At 67.0% G+C, this 16,917-nt stretch carries 15 protein-coding genes; 2 read left to right on the top strand and 13 right to left on the bottom strand.

Going from position 1 to position 16,917, the window contains the following annotated elements; translation table 11 throughout:
* Positions 1-28: 28 nt before the first annotated feature.
* Both A5747_RS11215 and A5747_RS11210 read left to right on the top strand, forming a co-directional pair.
* Positions 29-1,291 (top strand): DUF58 domain-containing protein, encoded by a 1,263-nt coding sequence (locus tag A5747_RS11215; protein ID WP_076124040.1) that lies wholly within the window; start codon positions 29-31, stop codon positions 1,289-1,291.
* Positions 1,292-1,344: 53 nt separating this feature from the next.
* A complete protein-coding gene (locus tag A5747_RS11210) occupies positions 1,345-1,749 on the top strand; it encodes a hypothetical protein (protein ID WP_076124038.1) in 405 nt (134 codons plus the stop codon).
* Here A5747_RS11210 and nuoN read toward each other — a convergent pair.
* Genes nuoN through A5747_RS11145 form a run of 13 tightly spaced genes read right to left on the bottom strand, consistent with a single transcriptional unit; the run spans position 1,746 to position 16,911 of the window.
* Positions 1,746-3,365 (bottom strand): NADH-quinone oxidoreductase subunit NuoN, encoded by a 1,620-nt coding sequence (gene nuoN / locus A5747_RS11205; protein WP_076124035.1) that lies wholly within the window; start codon positions 3,363-3,365, stop codon positions 1,746-1,748. The genes A5747_RS11210 and nuoN overlap by 4 nt on opposite strands.
* A complete protein-coding gene (locus A5747_RS11200) occupies positions 3,362-4,948 on the bottom strand; it encodes an NADH-quinone oxidoreductase subunit M (protein WP_076124206.1) in 1,587 nt (528 codons plus the stop codon). The genes nuoN and A5747_RS11200 overlap by 4 nt, the downstream gene beginning before the upstream one ends.
* Positions 4,945-6,846, bottom strand: a complete 1,902-nt coding sequence (nuoL, locus tag A5747_RS11195; RefSeq protein ID WP_076124032.1) for an NADH-quinone oxidoreductase subunit L — start codon at positions 6,844-6,846, stop codon at positions 4,945-4,947. Before nuoL ends, A5747_RS11200 begins: the two co-directional genes overlap by 4 nt.
* A 10-nt stretch (positions 6,847-6,856) precedes the next feature.
* Positions 6,857-7,156 (bottom strand): NADH-quinone oxidoreductase subunit NuoK, encoded by a 300-nt coding sequence (nuoK, locus tag A5747_RS11190; RefSeq protein WP_076064444.1) that lies wholly within the window; start codon positions 7,154-7,156, stop codon positions 6,857-6,859.
* Positions 7,153-7,941: an NADH-quinone oxidoreductase subunit J gene (locus A5747_RS11185; protein WP_142245531.1), complete on the bottom strand. Its 789-nt coding sequence runs from the start codon at positions 7,939-7,941 to the stop codon at positions 7,153-7,155. The genes nuoK and A5747_RS11185 overlap by 4 nt, the downstream gene beginning before the upstream one ends.
* A gap of 44 nt (positions 7,942-7,985) precedes the next feature.
* Positions 7,986-8,531 carry an NADH-quinone oxidoreductase subunit NuoI gene (gene nuoI, locus A5747_RS11180; RefSeq protein WP_076124029.1) on the bottom strand — a complete coding sequence of 182 codons (546 nt, stop codon included), beginning with the start codon at positions 8,529-8,531 and terminating at the stop codon, positions 7,986-7,988.
* Positions 8,524-9,765: an NADH-quinone oxidoreductase subunit NuoH gene (nuoH, locus tag A5747_RS11175; protein WP_076124026.1), complete on the bottom strand. Its 1,242-nt coding sequence runs from the start codon at positions 9,763-9,765 to the stop codon at positions 8,524-8,526. The genes nuoI and nuoH overlap by 8 nt, the downstream gene beginning before the upstream one ends.
* A complete protein-coding gene (locus tag A5747_RS11170; RefSeq protein WP_076124024.1) occupies positions 9,762-12,191 on the bottom strand; it encodes an NADH-quinone oxidoreductase subunit G in 2,430 nt (809 codons plus the stop codon). The genes nuoH and A5747_RS11170 overlap by 4 nt, the downstream gene beginning before the upstream one ends.
* Positions 12,188-13,525 (bottom strand): NADH-quinone oxidoreductase subunit NuoF, encoded by a 1,338-nt coding sequence (gene nuoF / locus A5747_RS11165; protein ID WP_076124022.1) that lies wholly within the window; start codon positions 13,523-13,525, stop codon positions 12,188-12,190. Before nuoF ends, A5747_RS11170 begins: the two co-directional genes overlap by 4 nt.
* A complete protein-coding gene (gene nuoE, locus A5747_RS11160) occupies positions 13,525-14,307 on the bottom strand; it encodes an NADH-quinone oxidoreductase subunit NuoE (protein ID WP_076124018.1) in 783 nt (260 codons plus the stop codon). Before nuoE ends, nuoF begins: the two co-directional genes overlap by 1 nt.
* Positions 14,304-15,632 (bottom strand): NADH dehydrogenase (quinone) subunit D, encoded by a 1,329-nt coding sequence (gene nuoD / locus A5747_RS11155; protein ID WP_076124016.1) that lies wholly within the window; start codon positions 15,630-15,632, stop codon positions 14,304-14,306. The genes nuoE and nuoD overlap by 4 nt, the downstream gene beginning before the upstream one ends.
* Positions 15,632-16,360, bottom strand: coding sequence for an NADH-quinone oxidoreductase subunit C (locus A5747_RS11150; RefSeq protein WP_076124014.1), 729 nt, complete (start codon positions 16,358-16,360; stop codon positions 15,632-15,634). The genes nuoD and A5747_RS11150 overlap by 1 nt, the downstream gene beginning before the upstream one ends.
* Positions 16,357-16,911, bottom strand: coding sequence for an NADH-quinone oxidoreductase subunit B family protein (locus A5747_RS11145; RefSeq protein WP_076064437.1), 555 nt, complete (start codon positions 16,909-16,911; stop codon positions 16,357-16,359). The genes A5747_RS11150 and A5747_RS11145 overlap by 4 nt, the downstream gene beginning before the upstream one ends.
* Between the last annotated feature and the right edge of the window lie 6 nt (positions 16,912-16,917).

The raw sequence follows: 16,917 nt of genomic DNA, 5'->3' as shown, positions 1-16,917 counted from the left end.
GACTGGATTAGAGACTGGATAAGCCGAAGTGAGCGAAGGCCGTGAAGTCCAGTTTCGCTGGCGTCCATCGCAATTGACGCGGGCGATCGCGACGTGCGCCTTGGTTGCGCTGGCGGCCGCCGTGATCGGGGCGCATTGGCAGCTGATTGCGTTCGCGGCGCCGTTGCTGGGCGTGCTGTGCTCGATCAGCTGGCAGCGCCCGGTCCCGACGCTCTACGTGCACGGCGAGCCCGACGCGCAGCGATGTTTCGAAAACGAGCAGGCTCGAGTCACCGTTTGGGTAACACAGGCAGGTGACGGTGCGTCTGCGGTCGAGCTCACGGTGGTCGGCGTCGAAGGCATGCAGCTCGAAGTTCTGGACATGGATTCCCGCGACGCGAAAACGGTTACGGCTACCGCGCAACGCTGGGGGCGCTACCCCGTTCGGGCCCGCGTCGACGTGATCGCGCGCGGCGGGCTGCTCGCGGGATCGGCCACCGTCGACGCCGCCGACGTCTTGGTGTTTCCGCTGACGCCACCGCAGTCGACGCCGATCCCGCAGACCGAGTTGCTCGACCGCCTGGGCGCCCACCTCACCCGGCATATCGGACCGGGCGTCGAATACGCCGACATTCGTGCCTACGTGCCGGGCGATCAGCTGAGGGCGGTGAACTGGCCGGTGAGCGCGCGCCGCGGGCAGCTGCATGTGACCGAGCGTTTGACCGACCGCGCCGCCGACGTGGTGGTGCTCATCGACACCTACCGCCAGCCGGCGGGCCCGGCAACCGAAGCCACCGAGCGGACGGTTCGGGGGGCGGCGCAGGTGGTGCAGACGGCGTTGCGACATGGCGATCGCGCGGGAATCGTCGCGCTGGGCGGCAACCGCCCGCGCTGGCTTGGCGCCGACATCGGCCAGCGCCAGTTCTATCGGGTGCTCGATACCGTGCTGGGCGCGGGTGAGCGATTCGAAAACACCACTGGCACACTGGCGCCGCGCGCCGCCGTTCCCGCGGGAGCGATCGTCATCGCATTCTCCACGCTGCTGGACACCGAATTCGCCCTGGCGCTGATCGACCTGCGGAGACGGGGCCATGTCGTGGTCGCCGTCGACATCCTCGATAGCTCCCCGTTTCAAGACGAGCAGGATGCCCTGGTGGATCGGATGTGGGCGCTCCAGCGCTCCGCCATGTATCGCGACATGGCCACCCTCGGCGTCGACATTGTCTCCTGGCGAGGGGATCGCAGCTTGGATCAATCGATGGGTGTACTGCCGGACCGGCGCCGCCGGGTTCGGGGACGGCTGCGGGTGTAGCGGTGACACGCCCAGCCTTAACACTCACCGCCTCAACGGTTTTCGGCCTGCTGATGGTAGGTCTGGTCGCGGTGGGATCCCATGGGCCGGCGGGTGTGGCCGGGGTGTTGGCGCTGGTTGCCGTGGGGGTGGGAATAGTCGTTCGACCCGCGGCCACGGTCGCGGTGCTGCTGGCGGTGGCGGCGATCGTGCTATCCGACCCGCCGCAGCTGCTGTCCGCGCTGTCGGGCTTGTGCGCGGCGGCCTATCTGGTGTGCCGCTACGCGGGCGGCACGTCCACCCGTGTCGTGTTGGGCAGCTGGTCGACAATTGTTGCCGCCGCGGGGTTTACCCTCGCGGGGATCGTCGCGACGTCGTTCCCGCTGCAGCTGCCGTGGTTACCGCTGGCCGCGCCGTTGGGGGTACTGGCGATCTACGTGTTGGCCACCCGGCCGTTTCTGGGTGTAACTCGCGACTAACCGGCGCCCGCGGCGAAGTGCAGCAGCTGCGCCGCGTGATCGGCCAGATCGAGCAACGGCTGCGGGAAGATCCCCAAGACCACTGTTACCGCCGCACATACCGCGATCGCGGCCTTACTCAGGATGCCCGGGGTTACCACTCGCGGCGTGTCGTCGGTCGGTTCGGTGAAGAACATTGACACGATCACCCGCACATAGAAGTAGGCGGCGATCCCGCTCGCGATCACACCGATGACCACCAGGGGCACCGCGCCGCCCTGGGCGGCGGCCTTGAACACCGCGAGCTTGCTGACGAATCCACTGGTCAGCGGAATGCCCGCGAAGGCCAACAGAAACATCGAAAGCATCACTCCCACAATGGGTGAGCGCTGTCCGAGCCCGGCCCAGTGCGAGAGGTCGGCATCCTCGACACCGTCCGCGCTGCGGATCAGGCCGACGATGGCGAACGCACCGACGGTGCTGAAGCTGTAGGCGACGAGGTAGAACAACGTGGCGGAGAGACCCGCGTGGTTGTCGGCGATAACGCCGGTGAGGATGAACCCGACGTGCGCGACCGACGAATAGGCCAGCATCCGCTTGACGTCCGTCTGGTTCACCGCGGTGATCGTGCCGACCGCCATGGTCAGGATCGAGATCGCCCACAGCACCGGCCGCCACTGATCGTGCAGCGGGGGCAACGCGACGTAGACCACCCGGAGCAGCGCGCCGAACGCCGCGACCTTGGTGGCCGCGGCCATGAAGCCGGTGATCGGGGTGGGCGCGCCCTGGTAGACGTCGGGAATCCAGGAGTGGAACGGGACCGCGCCGACCTTGAACAGCAATCCGACCGAGAGCAGGGCGACGCCGACCAACGCCATCGAGCTATCGCCATGAGCCGCAAGAGCTTCGCGGATGCCGGGCAGCGTGAGCGTGCCCGTCGCGCCGTAGAGCAGCGCCACGCCGTAGAGGAAGAATGCCGAGGAGAAGGCGCCCAGCAGGAAGTACTTCATCGACGCTTCCTGGGACAGTAGCCGCCGATGACGGGCCAGCCCGCACATCAGGTACAGCGGCAGCGACAGCACCTCGAGCGCGACGAACATTGTCAGTAGGTCGTTGGAGGCGGGGAAGACCATCATGCCGCCGACGGAGAGCATCAGCAGCGGGAAGAGTTCCGTCTGGGTGGCGCCGGCCCGCTCGGCCTCGCGCTCGGTTTCGCTTCCGGGCACCGCGGACGCCTGCGGGGCAAAGGAATCCAGGCCCCCCGAATTCAAGCCCCCCGCGACGGCCACCTTGCTTTCCGACGCAACGTTTTTCGACGTGACGGCGCTGCGTTCGGCGATGAAGATCACCGCCATCACCGCAACCAGCGCGATGGTGCCCTGCAGGTACAGGGTGGGTCGATCGATGGCCATCGCTCCCAGCACGGCGGCGTGGCCGGATGGCGCGACGGCGCGGCCGACGACGATGACCGCGACGAATGCCGCGACCAACCCGCCCAGGGCCAGCGTCACCTGGGTGCCGTAGCGAATCCGCCTGGGCAAGAACGCCTCCGCCAGCACACCGGCCACCGCGACGCCGAAAACGATCAACATCGGGCACAGCAGAAAGTACTCGACACTGGGAGTGGGGAGGGTCATCGGTGCGGTCCTTCGGCTGTCCGGGGTCCGGCACCGGGTGGCACCGTCGGTGCGGGATCGTGCTGTCCGATGGCGGTCATGGTGTTCTCGACCGCGGGATTGATGACGTCCAGGACCGGCTTGGGGTAGACGCCGAGAACGATCAGCAGCGCGATCAACGGTGCAACAACGATCATTTCGCGTGGTGCCAGATCGCGGATCCGTTCGTTGTCGCGCGCCACCGGTCCGGTCATCATGCGCTGATAAAGCCAGAGCATGTAGATGGCCGAGAGGACCAGTGCGGTGACCCCGAACGCCGCCGCCAGCCAGTACCGGTTGAAAGTTCCCAGCAGGACCAGGAATTCGCTGATGAACGGGGCCAGCCCGGGCAGCGACAGGGTGGCCATGGCCGACACCAGGAACGTGCCGGCCAGGATCGGGGCCACCTTCTGCACGCCGCCGTAGTCGGCGATGGCCCGGCTGCCGTGCCGCGATATCAGGAAGCCCGCGATCAAGAACACCGCCGCGGTGGACAATCCGTGGTTGAGCATGTACAGCGTCGAGCCGCTCTGGCCCTGGCTGGTCATCACGAAGATGCCCAGGATGATGAAGCCGAAGTGCGAGATCGAAGTGTAGGCGATCAGGCGCATGATGTCGGCCTGACCGATCGCCACAACCGCGCCGTAGACCACGCCGATGACGGCCAGCACGATGATCAGCGGGCGGAAGTACGTTGAGGCGCTGGGGAACAGCTGCAGGCAGTAGCGCAGCATGCCGAAGGTGCCGACCTTGTCCATCACCGCCATCATCAGCACCGCGGTCGCCGGTGTGGCCTCGACCGCGGCGTCGGGAAGCCAGCGGTGGAACGGCCACAGCGGGGCCTTGATGGCGAACGCGAACATGAAGCCCAGGAACAGCGCCTTGATCACCGCCGGGTCCGCGGTGTAACGGCCGGACGCGAAGCCGGCCACGATGTCACGGAAGTCGAACGAGCCCGAACCGTGCTGCGCGGTCACCACATACAGCCCGATGACGGCCGCGAGCATGATCAGGCCGCCGAACAGGTTGTACAGCAGGAACTTCACCGCGGCTCGGGACCGTCCGGGTCCCTGACCGAAGCCACCGATGAGGAAGTACATCGGGATGAGCATGGCCTCGAAGAACACGTAGAACAGCAAGACATCCAGCGCGATGACCGAAATCAACACCATCGACTCAATGGCGAGCGTCAGGGCGACATAGGCATGCACGCCGCGGGTGCGCTCGCCGCCATCGTTCCAGCCGGCAACCAGCAGCAGGGGAATGAGCACCGTGGTCAGCAGCACCAGTACCACCGCGATGCCATCCACGCCGAGGCTGTACCCGGCACCGAAGGCCGGTATCCAGCGGTGGCTTTCAACGAACTGGTAAGGCGCGCCACCCGCCTTGAAACCCATCGCGATGATGACCGATACCGCCAGCGTCGCGACGCTGACGACCAGGCCGGTCCACTTGGCGAGCCGCCGCAATCCGGGAGGCATCAGGATGATCAGCACCGCACCCGCCAGCGGCACCAGCCACAGCACGCTCAGCCACGGCACGTTGGGTAGGAAAGGCCCGCTCACCACAGCCGCACCGCCAGGATCAGCGCCGCCACCAGCACGGCGCCCGTCAACATCGACAACGCGTAGTTGCGGGCGAAGCCGGTTTGCAGTCCCCGCAGGCGATTTGAGGTCGCGCTGATGAGGGCCGCCAGCGCGTTGACCGAGCCGTCCACGCCCGCGTTGTCGACCTCGACCAGCGCCGAAGTCAGTTGCGCGCCAGGGCGCATGAACACCTCCTCGTTGAAGGCATCGCCATAGAGATCGGCGCGCGCGGCGGCGGTGAGGGCCGAGACCCGGACGGGAGCCACGCGCGGGATGGGTGCCCGGGCGTACATCCGGTAGGCCACCGCGATACCGACGGCGACCACACCCAACGCCAAAGCGGTGCTGACCCAGACCGGGATGGCGTGGGTCACTTCCTCGTGCGCCCCGACCACCGGCTGCAGCCAGTGCTGCAGGGTGCCGCCGATGGCGAACAGCCCGCCCGAGAACACCGACCCGACCGCGAGCAGAATCATTGGCCACGTCATCACGGCGGGCGCCTCGTGCGGATGCGCGCCTGGCGCCCAACGCTTTTCACCGAAGAAGGTCATCAGCATGACCCGCGTCATGTAGAACGCGGTGATGCCGGCGCCAAGCAGCGCGGCCCCGCCCAGCAGGTAACCCCGGGCGCCCCCGGCGCCCAGGGCCGCCTCGATGATGGCGTCCTTGGAGAAGAAGCCCGCGAACGGCGGAACCCCGATGATGGCCAGATATCCCAGCCCGAACGTGGCGAACGTGACCGGCAGCGCGGCGCGCAGGCCGCCGTAGCGGCGCATGTCCTGCTCTTCGTGCATCGCGTGGATCACCGCGCCGGAGCCGAGGAACAACCCGGCCTTGAAGAAACCATGGGTGAGCAAGTGCATGATCGCGAAGGCGTATCCGGCCGGGCCCAAGCCGGCGGCCAGGACCATGTACCCGATCTGGCTGATCGTCGATGCGGCCAGCGCGCGTTTGATGTCGTCCTTGGCGCAGCCGATGATCGCGCCGAACAACAGGGTCACCGCGCCGACGATGACGACCGCCAGCTGCGCGTCGGGCGCCAGGTTGTACAGCGGATTGGACCGCACGATGAGGTACACCCCGGCGGTCACCATGGTGGCCGCGTGGATCAGCGCGGACACGGGTGTGGGGCCCTCCATCGCGTCCCCCAGCCAGGCCTGCAGCGGAACCTGCGCGGACTTGGCGCACGCGCCGAGAAGCAGCAGCAGGCCCATCGCCGTCAGCGCGCCTCGGCCGGCCCCCGGTGCGCCGGCGAATACTCCGGCGTACGACAGCGTGCCGAAAGTGCTGAACATCAAGAACATTCCCAAGGCCAGACCGGCATCACCGACCCGGTTCATGACGAACGCCTTCTTGGCCGCCGTGGCCGCCGACGGCTTGTGATACCAGAACCCGATCAACAGGTAGGACGCCAGGCCGACGCCTTCCCATCCGACGTAGAGCACAACGTAGTTGTCCGCGACCACCAGCAGCAGCATCGATGCCAGGAACAGGTTGAGGTAACCGAAGAACCGGCGGCGATCCGGGTCCTCGGCCATGTAGCCGACCGAATAGATGTGGATCAGCGACCCGACGCCGGAGATCAGCAGCACGAAACACATGGATAGCTGATCGATCTGCAGCCCGAAGTCAACCTGGAGCTGCCCGACCGGAATCCAGCTGAACACCTTCTGATGGATGACGCGGTCGGCCTCGCTTCGGCCGACCATGTCGGCGAGCAGCGTCAGGCCCACCCCGAACGCCGCCAGCGCGGCGACGCAGCCCAGCAGGTGGCCCCACGCGTCGGTGCGCCTGCCGCCGAACAGCAAGATCGCGGCGCCGGCCAGTGGCAGCGCCACGATCAGCCAGGTGAAGTGTGTCCCCAAAGAATTAATCACGGTGGCGTTCTTAGCCTTTGAGTAGGTTCGCGTCGTCGACCGACGCCGATTTGCGGGCACGGAAAATGGTCATGATGATGGCCAGGCCGATGACGACTTCGCAGGCGGCCACCACCATCGTGAAGAACGCGATCATCTGGCCGTCCAGGTGGCCGTGCATCCGCGCGAAGGTGACGAACGCCAGGTTGACGGCGTTGAGCATCAGCTCGACGCACATGAACATCACGATGGCGTTGCGACGCATCAGCACGCCGGCTGCCCCGATGGTGAACAGCAACGCCGAAAGATAAAGGTAGTTGGCCGGATTCATGACTTACCGCCTGCCGCGGGAGAGGGGGCGTCCTCGGCCTCGGCGAGCTCCGTGCCGTCCGCGCCGCGGCGGCGCAGCATGCGCGACACCGACAATGGCGAGTACGAGCCGTCCGGCAGCATCGCGGCCACGTCGACCGCGTTGTGACGTGCGTACACGCCCGGGTTGGGCATCGGGGTGGGATGCCCACCGGCGCGGAAGCGCTCCTGCGAGAGCTCCCGCTGCGTCTTGCGCCGCTCGAAACGCTCGCGGTGGGCCAGCACCATCGCCCCGACCGCGGCGGTGATCAGCAACGCGCTGGTCAACTCGAAGGCCCACAGGTATCGCGAAAAGATCAGCGCCGCCAGCCCTTCGACGTTTCCGTTGGCGTTGGCGGTGGTCAGCCCGGTGAATCCGCCGACGGCGACGTTGCCGATGGCGGCGATCAGCAAGACGCCGAACCCGACACCCGTTATCACCGCCGCGACGCGCTGCCCGCGCAGCGTCTCCTTCAGCGATTCCGCGGAGTCGACGCCGATCAGCATCAGCACGAACAGGAACAGCATCATCACCGCGCCGGTGTAGACCACGACTTGCACCACACCCAAGAACAGCGCGTCCTGGACCATGTAGAACACCGCCAGGATGATCATCGTCATCGCCAGGAACATCGCCGAGTACACGGCGTTGACCGACAGCACTACTCCCAGCGCGCCGAGCACCGCCAGCGCACCCAACACCCAGAACGTCACCGCTTCACCCGTGGAGGTGCGGGTGATGGTGTCTTGCGCCAAATTCTGCGCCAGATTTGAAGCCAGGTTAGAAGCCAGGTTGGAGGCCAGCACCGCGTTCACCGGCTATCTCCGCCGTTGTGGTTCTGGCGCAAGCCATTCGGGCCCACATTGCCCTGGTAGTAATCCTTGTCGGTAGCACCGTCGGCTCTGGGGTGCGGCGGCGCGGTCATCTCGGGCAGCAGCGGCGCGAGGAGCCGGTCCTTCTCGTAGATCAGGTCGGCGCGGTTGTCGTCGGCCATCTCGTAGTCGTTGGTCATGGTCAGTGCCCGGGTCGGGCAGGCCTCGATGCACAAGCCGCAGCCGATGCAGCGCAGATAGTTGATCTGATACACCCGGCCGTAGCGTTCCCCCGGCGAGAATCGGGCCTCGTCGGTGTTGTCCGCGCCCTCGACGTAGATGGCGTCGGCCGGGCACGCCCAGGCGCACAACTCGCAGCCGATGCACTTCTCCAGCCCGTCCGGATACCGGTTGAGTTGATGACGGCCGTGGTAGCGCGGAGCCACCGGGCCCGGCTTCTCCGGGTACTCCTCGGTGACCCTCTTTTTGAACATCGAGCCAAACGTCACGCCGAAGCCGGCGACGGCATCCAAGAATTTAGCCACGTACTTTCTCCTTGCTCGGCAGCGGCGGCGTCGGGAAAGCCGGTGCGGTGCCGACGCTTTCCGAACTTTCGCGGCGCTGCTTGCGGAGCTGACGGTCCAGCACGCGCGCACTCCGGGCGCTGAATGGCCTTTGCAGCGACAGCACCAACAACGCGGCGACGACAATGCTGCTGACCACCAACACCGGCGTCCAGTGCTGGAAGCCCTGGTTGCTCGCCGACCGGATCACCGCGGCGATCATCACCCACACCAGCGAGACGGGGATGAGCAACTTCCAGCCCAGCCCCATGAACTGGTCGTAGCGCAGCCGGGGCAGCGAGGCCCGCAGCCACATGTAGATGAACATGAAGGTCCACAACTTGGCGACGTACCACAGCACGGGCCACCAACCGGTGTTCGCGCCAGGCCACATGTTGAACGGCCAGGGAGCGTGCCAGCCACCGAGGAACATGACTGTGGCGAGCGACGAAACCGTCATCATGTTGACGTACTCGGCCAGCATGAACATCGCGAACTTCAGCGACGAGTATTCGGTGTGAAATCCGGCGACGAGTTCACCCTCGGCCTCGGGCAAATCGAATGGGGCGCGGTTGGTTTCGCCCACCATGGAGATCAGGTAGATCACGAACGACGGCAGCAGCAGGAAGATGTACCAGACCCGGTCCTGGGCGGCCACGATCTCCGAGGTCGACATCGAGCCGGCGTACAGGAACACTGCCGCGAACGACAGGCCCATCGCGACCTCATACGAGATGACCTGGGCGGTGGACCGTACCCCGCCGAGCAGCGGGTAGGTGGAGCCCGACGCCCAGCCGCCCAGCACGATGCCGTACACGCCGATCGCCGAGAGCCCCAGGATGAACAGCACCGCCACGGGCAGGTCGGTGAGCTGCAACGGCGTGCGGTGGCCGAACACCGACACCTCCGGCCCGAACGGGATGAACGCGAAGGCCGTGAACGCGGGGATCACCGAAAAGACCGGTGCCGCAAAGTAGACGAACTTGTCGATGCCGCCGGGGGTGATGCTTTCCTTGAGTGCCAGCTTGATTCCGTCGGCCAGGCTCTGCAGGGTGCCCCACGGCCCCGCCCGGTTGGGGCCGGGCCGCAGCTGCATCCAGCCGAGAATCTTGCGTTCGAGCAGGATCGCGACGAGCACGTTCAACATCAGGAAGACGAAGATGGCCAGCGCCTTGCCGAGCACGAGCCACCATGGGTCGTGCCCGAAGCCGGTCATGCGCCCACTCCGATTTTCACGCCGATTTTTACAACGGCGCCCAGGGTTACCCCCAACTGCTGGTGCACGGCCGAGCCCGGAGAGTTCAGCGGCAGCCACACCACCCGGTCGGGCATGTCGGTGACGTTGAGCGGCAGCGTGATTGACCCGCGCGGCGTGCTGACGGTGACGGCGTCACCTTCGGCGGCGCCGATCTCGGCCGCGGTATCGGCCGAAAGCCGCACCACGGGTGCGCGCGCCGTCCCCGCCAGATGCGGCTCCCCGTCCTGCAGCCGGCCGCTGTCCAGCAGCATCCGCCAGCCGGTCAGCACGGCCTCGCCCTGGCCCGGTTCGGCCGGTTGCGGGCTGGCGACCTGCGGGCCCGCGGCGTGCTTGCCGCCCCACGCGCCCAGCCCGGACATCTCCTCGCGCGCCGCCTCGACGGTCGTCACATTCAGGTAGACACCCATTTCGTCGGCCAGCGCGTCCAGTACCCGGTGGTCCGATTGGCGGGCTTGCTGCGTGGTGCCGTGCAGCGCGGGGCCGAATTCCCGATGGCGGCCCTCCCAGTTGACGAACGCGCCGGCCTTCTGCGTCGTCGATGCGACCGGAAAGACGACGTCGGCGCGTTCGGTGACGGCGCTGTGCCGCAACTCGAGGCTGACCACGAAGCCGGCGGCGTCCAGCGCGGCCAGCACGGCGTCCGGATCGGCGAAGTCGGCCGGTTCGACACCGCCGACCAGCAGCGCGCCCAGCGTCCCGTCCGCGGCGGCGGCCACAATGCCCGCGGCGTCACGCCCAGCGGCAGAAGGCAATTCGTCGACATGCCACGCCGCGGCGACCTGTTCGCGGGCGGTGTCGTCGGTAACGGGGCGGCCTCCGGGCAGCAGCGTGGGCAGCGCGCCCGCGTCCAGCGCACCACGTTCCCCGGCCCGGCGCGGCACCCACACCAGCCGCGCCCCCGTGGCCTCGGCGAGCCGGGCCGCCGCCGAGAATCCGCCGGGCACAGTGGCCAGGCGTTCCCCGACCATGATGACCGCGCCCGGACTGGACAACAGATCCCCGACCTCACCGGTGGCCAGGCGGTCCAGCGCCGAAGCCTCGCCGCCCGGAACGGTTTTGAGCAACCGGCCCGACATCTTTGTCAGCGCGCGGGTGGCGAACGGGGCGACGGCGTATATCGGAACACCGTTCTTGCGGGCCGCCTTGCGCAGCCGCAGGAACACGATGGGCGACTCGTCTTCTGGCTCGAACCCGACCAGCAGCACCGCCGGCGCCGACTCCAGATCGGAATAGCTCACCGTCACCGGCCGGCCCGCGACGCGGGCGGCCAGGAAGTCGGCCTCCTCGGCCGAATGCGGGCGGGCCCGGAAGTCGATGTCGTTGGTGTCCAACACCATTCGCGCGAACTTCGAATACGCGTAGGCGTCTTCCCACGTCGCCCGGCCACCGACCAGCACGCCGGTGCGTCCCCGGGCGGCCTCGAGGCCCTGGGCCGCGGCCACCAGCGCATGGGACCAGGACGCGGGTTGCAGCGTGCCGTCGGCGTCCCGGATCAGGGGTGTGGCGATGACGTCGGGCTGGGTGGCGTAGGTGAAGGCCCACCGGCCCTTGTCGCAGTTCCACTCCTCGTTGACTTCGGGGTCATCGCCGGCCAGCCGGCGCAGCACCTTGCCGCGGCGGTGGTCGGTGCGCTGTGCGCACCCCGACGCGCAGTGCTCACACACGCTGGGGCTGGAGACCAGGTCGAACGGGCGGGCCCGGAATCGGTAGGCCATCCCGGTCAGGGCGCCCACCGGGCAGATCTGCACCGTGTTGCCCGAGAAGTACGAGTCGAACGGCTCGTTGGCGTAGATGCCGACCTGCTGCAGGGCGCCCCGCTCCTGCATGTCGATGAACGGATCCCCGGCGATCTGCTCGGAGAATCGCGTGCAGCGGGCGCACAGGATGCAGCGTTCGCGGTCCAGCAGCACCTGCGAGGAGATGTTGATCGGCTTGGCGAAGGTGCGCTTGACGTCGGTGTAGCGAGAATCGGCGCGGCCGTTGGACATTGCCTGGTTCTGCAGCGGGCATTCACCGCCCTTGTCGCACATCGGACAGTCCAGCGGATGGTTGATCAGCAGCAGCTCCATCACGCCGTGCTGCGCCTTGTCGGCGGCCTCGGAGGTCAGCTGCGTCCGCACCACCATGTCGTCGGTGGCCACGGTGGTGCACGACGCCATCGGCTTGCGCTGCCCCTCCACCTCGACGAGGCACTGCCGGCAGGCGCCGACGGGATCCAGCAGCGGGTGATCGCAGAACCGGGGGATCTGGATGCCCATCAATTCGGCGGCGCGGATCACCAGAGTTCCCTTGGGAACGCTGATTTCGACGCCGTCGATGGTCAGCGTCACCATCTCGGGCTGGCTCACCCCGTCGCCGGTCTGAGGTTTGGCCGCCTGCGTCACGCGTTACCTCCGTCTGGCGTAAGCATCGAGTCCCGGGGGTCGAAGGGGCAGCCGCCGCCTTCGACGTGCGCGACGTACTCGTCGCGGAAATGCTGGATCGACGACATCACCGGGCTGGCGGCGCCATCGCCCAACGCGCAGAACGACTTTCCCAGGATGGTGTCGGAAATGTCGGACAGCTTGTCGATGTCCTCGTGGGTGCCCCCGCCGGTTTCCAGTCGCTCGTAGATCTTGTCCAGCCAGAAGGTGCCCTCCCGGCATGGCGTGCATTTTCCGCACGACTCGTGCTTGTAGAACTCGGTCCAGCGGCGCACCGCGCGCACCACGCAGGTGGTCTCGTCGAAGATCTCTAGCGCCTTGGTGCCCAGCATCGACCCGGCGCCGCCCACGCCCTCATAGTCCAGCGGCACGTCGAGGTGCTCGTCGGTGAGCAGCGGGGTCGAGGACCCGCCGGGCGTCCAGAATTTGAGCCGGTGCCCGGCGCGCACGCCGCCGGCGTAGGCGAGCAACTCGCGCAACGTGATTCCCAGCGGAGCCTCGTACTGGCCCGGGCGGGTGACGTGCCCGGACAGCGAATACAGCGTGAAGCCAGGCGATTTCTCGCTGCCCATCGACCGGAACCATTCGACCCCGTTGAGGATGATCGACGGCACGCTGGCGATGGTCTCGACGTTATTGATCACTGTGGGGCAGCCGTACAGCCCGGCCACCGCGGGAAACGGCGGCCGCAACCGGGGCTGGCCGCGCCGGCCCTCCAGCGAGTCGAGCAGCGCGGTCTCCTCGCCGCAGATATAGGCGCCGGCTCCGGCGTGCACGACCAATTCCAGGTCGTAGCCGGACCCCGCGATGTCGCGACCCAGGTAACCGGCGGCGTAGGCCTCGGCGACCGCGTTCTGCAGGCGGCGCAGCACCGGTAGCACCTCGCCGCGCACGTAGATGAACGCGTGACTGGCCCGGATCGCGTAGGCGGCGATGATGACGCCCTCGACGAGCACGTGCGGCGTCGCCAGCATCAGCGGGATGTCTTTGCACGTACCGGGTTCCGACTCGTCGGCGTTGACCACCAGGTAGTGCGGCTTGGCGGCCGCCCCGGTGTCGCCCTGCGGAATGAACGACCATTTCGTGCCGGTGGAGAAGCCCGCGCCGCCACGTCCGCGCAGACCGGAGTCCTTGACGGTGCCCATCACCGCGTCAGGCTCCATGGCCAGGGCCTTCTTCATCGCCTGGTAGCCGTCATGGCGGTGATAGGTGTCCAACGTCCAGGACTCGGGGTCGTCCCAGTAGCGGCTGATCACCGGGGTGAGCGGCGTTGCCTGGATCGTGGGAGCGCCCATTAGCGCTCCTCCCCGGGAGCGACCGACGCCGGCGGTGCCTCCATGCCGAGTTCCTTCGCCACCTTCAGACCGGCCAGCGTCGCGGCACCGGCGCCGCCCTGCCCTTGGTCGGGGCGCTCGTCGGGCAGACCCGCCAGGATGCGTGAGGTCTCGCGGAAGGGACACAGCGGGGCGCCGCGGGTGGGCGGCGCGGGGTTGCCCTCGCGCAGCGAATCGACGAGTTCGCGCGCCGACTCCGGCGTCTGGTTGTCGAAGAACTCCCAGTTGACCATCACCACCGGCGCGAAATCACAAGCGGCATTGCACTCGATGTGTTGCAGCGTGATTTTGCCGTCGGGGGTGGTCTGGTCGTTGCGGACGCCGAGATGGTTCACCAGTGTTTCGAAAATGGCGTCGCCGCCCATCACCGCGCACAGCGTGTTTGTGCAGACACCGACCAGGTAGTCGCCGGTGGGGCCGCGGCGGTACATCGTGTAGAAGCTCGCGACGGCCGACACCTCGGCGCCCGTCAATCCGAGCTGTTCGCCGCAGAACTCGAGGCCCGCGGGAGTCAGGTACGTGTCCTCGGACTGCACCAGGTGCAGCAGCGGCAGCAGCGCCGAGCGCTTGTTGGGGTAGCGACCGATGATCTCCTTGGCGTCGACCTCCAGCCGCGCCCGCACCTCCGCTGAATACGATTGCGGCGCACCCTCAACGACGAATTGGCTAGGTTCTTCGGGGGGTGGTCCGAGCCGGATGAAGACCCGCTCCCCGCCGCTGCTACCGACTTCGGGCACCGTCATCGGTCGACCCCGCCCATCACCGGGTCGATGCTGGCGACCGCGGTGATCAGATCGGCGACCATTCCGCCCTCGCACATCGCGGCGACCGACTGCAGGTTGGTGAAGGACGGGTCCCGGTAATGCACGCGATAGGGGCGGGTGCCGCCGTCGCTGACCATGTGCACGCCCAGCTCGCCGCGCGGCGATTCCACCGAGACGTAAACCTGGCCCGCCGGAACGCGAATGCCCTCGGTGACCAGTTTGAAGTGGTGGATCAGCGCCTCCATCGAGCTGCCCATGATCTTTGCGATGTGTTCTTCCGAGTTGCCCATGCCATCGGGCCCGACCTTCAAGTCGGCCGGCCAGGCGATCTTGCGGTCGTCGACCATGATCGGTCCGGGTCGCAACTTGTCCAAACACTGCTCGACGATCTTGATCGACTCCCACATCTCCTTGACGCGAATCATGTAGCGCCCGTAAGCATCACACGTGTCGTCGGTGATTACGTCGAATTCGTAATTTTCATATCCGCAGTAAGGTTCGCTCTTGCGCAAGTCGTGCGGCAGGCCAGTCGCGCGCAGGATGGGGCCGGTGATGCCCAGCGCCATGCAGCCGGCCAGGTCCAGGTAGCCGACGCCCTGGGTGCGCGCTTTCCAGATGGCGTTCTCGTTGAGCAGATCGCCCATGTCGCGCAGGGGCTTCTTGAGTTCCTCGAGGGCTGCGGCGATTTCGGTTTCCGCGTTGGGCGGCAGGTCCTGCGCGACGCCGCCGGGCCGGATGTAGGCACTGTTCATCCGCAGCCCGCTGATCGATTCGAATAAGTTCAGGACGATCTCGCGCCCGCGGAAGCCGACGAACATCGGGGTCATGGCGCCCAGCTCCATGCCGCCGGTCGCCAGGGCGACCAGATGCGACGAGATCCTGTTGAGCTCCATCGTCATGACGCGGATGACGTTGACGCGCTCCGGAATCTCGTCGGTGATGCCGAGCAGCTTCTCCACGCCCAGGCAGTAGGCGGTCTCGTTGAAAAATGGTGCCAGGTAATCCATTCGGGTCACGAAGGTGACGCCCTGGGTCCAGTAGCGGTATTCGAGGTTCTTCTCGATTCCGGTGTGCAGGTAGCCGATCCCGCAGCGGGCCTCGGTGACCGTTTCGCCTTCGATCTCGAGGATCAGCCGCAACACGCCGTGGGTGGACGGGTGCTGCGGCCCCATGTTGACGATGATGCGTTCCCCGGGGTCGGCTTCGCGAGCGGCGTCGACGACCCGTTCCCAGTCCTGGCCGCCGGCGACCACGATCGTCTCGGCGGCGCCGTCATCGTGCGTCGAATCAGTGATTGTGCTCATCAGTTGTAGGCTCTCCGCTCGTCGGGCGGGGGTATCTGCGCGCCTTTGTATTCCACGGGAATCCCGCCGAGTGGGTAGTCCTTGCGTTGCGGATGTCCGTGCCAGTCGTCGGGCATCTCGATGCGGGTGAGCGATGGGTGTCCGTCGAAAATGATGCCGAAAAAGTCGTAGGTCTCGCGCTCGTGCCAGTCGTTGGTCGGGTAGACCGAAAACAGCGACGGGATGTGCGGATCACTGTCCGGCGCAGACACTTCCAGCCGGACGCGCCGATTGTGGGTGATCGACTGCAGCGGGTAGACGGCGTGCAGCTCGCGCCCGGTTTCGTGCGGGTAGTGCACCCCGCTGACGCCCAGGCAGAGCTCGAAGCGCAGGTGCGGCTCGTCGCGGAGCCGCTGGGCGACCTGCGGTAGCAGCTCGCGGCGCACGTGCAGGGTCAGTTCGTCGCGGTACACCACGACTTTCTCGATGGCGTCGGTGAATTCGGTGTCGCCGGACTCGAGCGCGTCGGCCAGCCCGTCGACGACGTCGTCGAAGTAGCCGCCGTAGGGCCGGGGGCTGCTGCCCGGCAGCGTGACCTCGCGCACCAGCCGCCCGTACCCGGACGTGTCACCGGACCCGGACGCGCCGAACATGCCGCGGCGAACGTTGATGACTTCCTCGCCGGGAGCGGGGACGGACCCTCCCACCTCGCTGGCGGCTACCTTCGGGTCGTGATCCGGTGAGCTCATCGCAGCAGTCCACGCATTTCGATCGTCGGCCTGACCGCCAGGGCCGCCTCCTCGGCTTCGGCGATGGCGCGCTCGCGGTTGACGCCGAGCGGCATTTCCTGAATCTTCTCGTGCAGCTTGAGGATTGCGTGCAGCAGCATCTCCGGCCGCGGGGGGCAGCCGGGGAGGTAGATGTCCACCGGGACGAGGTGGTCCACGCCCTGCACGACCGCGTAGTTGTTGAACATCCCGCCCGACGATGCGCAGACACCCATGGCCAGCACCCATTTCGGCTCGGCCATCTGGTCGTAGATCTGCCGGAGCACCGGCGCCATCTTCTGGCTGACCCGCCCGGCAACGATCATCAGATCGGCTTGCCGCGGCGTCGCCGAGAAGCGCTCCATCCCGAAGCGTGCTATGTCGAATCGCGGCCCCGCCGTCGCCATCATCTCGATCGCGCAGCAGGCCAACCCAAACGTCGCCGGCCACAAAGAGTTCTTGCGGACATAACCGGCGACCTTCTCGACGGTAGACAGCAGGATGCCGCCGGGCAGTTGTTCTTCCAGGCCCACGTCTTA

It is taken from the genome of Mycobacterium sp. IS-836, assembly GCF_001954275.1.
Lineage (GTDB): Bacteria > Actinomycetota > Actinomycetes > Mycobacteriales > Mycobacteriaceae > Mycobacterium.
The sequence above is the reverse complement of the archived record's forward strand: the minus strand, read 5'-3'. Positions and strand labels throughout refer to the sequence as shown.

Coding starts and splice junctions, on each gene's coding strand:
- A5747_RS11150 (WP_076124014.1), bottom strand. CDS start 16,360: ATGAGCTCACCGGATCACGACCCGAAGGTAGCCGCCAGCGAGGTGGGA.
- nuoD (WP_076124016.1), bottom strand. CDS start 15,632: ATGAGCACAATCACTGATTCGACGCACGATGACGGCGCCGCCGAGACG.
- nuoK (WP_076064444.1), bottom strand. CDS start 7,156: ATGAATCCGGCCAACTACCTTTATCTTTCGGCGTTGCTGTTCACCATC.
- nuoE (WP_076124018.1), bottom strand. CDS start 14,307: ATGACGGTGCCCGAAGTCGGTAGCAGCGGCGGGGAGCGGGTCTTCATC.
- A5747_RS11210 (WP_076124038.1), top strand. CDS start 1,345: ATGGTAGGTCTGGTCGCGGTGGGATCCCATGGGCCGGCGGGTGTGGCC.
- nuoN (WP_076124035.1), bottom strand. CDS start 3,365: ATGACCCTCCCCACTCCCAGTGTCGAGTACTTTCTGCTGTGCCCGATG.
- nuoF (WP_076124022.1), bottom strand. CDS start 13,525: ATGGGCGCTCCCACGATCCAGGCAACGCCGCTCACCCCGGTGATCAGC.
- nuoH (WP_076124026.1), bottom strand. CDS start 9,765: ATGACCGGCTTCGGGCACGACCCATGGTGGCTCGTGCTCGGCAAGGCG.